Origin of the sequence: Pseudomonas sp. SB113 (assembly GCF_040754745.1) — a bacterium.
GTDB lineage: Bacteria > Pseudomonadota > Gammaproteobacteria > Pseudomonadales > Pseudomonadaceae > Aquipseudomonas > Aquipseudomonas grimontii.
This window is the reverse complement of the sequence record NZ_JBFMHW010000144.1, coordinates 1-465: the sequence shown is the minus strand read 5'-3', so window position 1 is coordinate 465 and position 465 is coordinate 1. Positions and strand designations below refer to the sequence as shown.

At 57.6% G+C, this 465-nt stretch carries 1 protein-coding gene; it reads left to right on the top strand.

Going from position 1 to position 465, the window contains the following annotated elements:
• Positions 1 to 220 precede the first annotated feature (220 nt).
• The coding region (locus tag AB1462_RS31870) for a hypothetical protein (RefSeq protein ID WP_367249080.1) at positions 221 to 465 on the top strand (245 nt) is incomplete at its 3' end.

The following is a 465-nucleotide window of genomic DNA, read 5'->3' as shown; positions in this document are numbered from 1 at the left end:
TCGATGCACTGCCCGGCGAGCGATTTTTCGGAGCGGTTGAGGTGTCCAATATAGCCATCTTGACATTTGTCTTACAGCATTTGAATATTGTCGCCAATAGCCATTGCGCGACCCTTGGAGGAGGGCCCGGAGAGGATGGAGGCACGCGCCACCAGCCGGGGAAACGAGCGCTGCGGCTTAGGCGTTTTTGTTAAAATTTGCCGCAATGGGAGGAATACGCATGTCAAATTTCGATCGATCAGGCGCGGGCTCGCGCTTTGTTATGCCGCGTCGCACTCTGCTCAAGGGCGGGTCGGCGCTGGGACTTTCATCACTCATCAGCGCACCATTCATCAACCGCCTGAGCGCGCAGGAAAGCCACCCGCTCGCGGGGCAGTCCATCGATATGAACATTCTCGGTATTGCCGGCTGGGTGCCGTCTTCGCTGGGCGTGCAAATGTCGCCGCTCTTCGCCGACTATGTGAA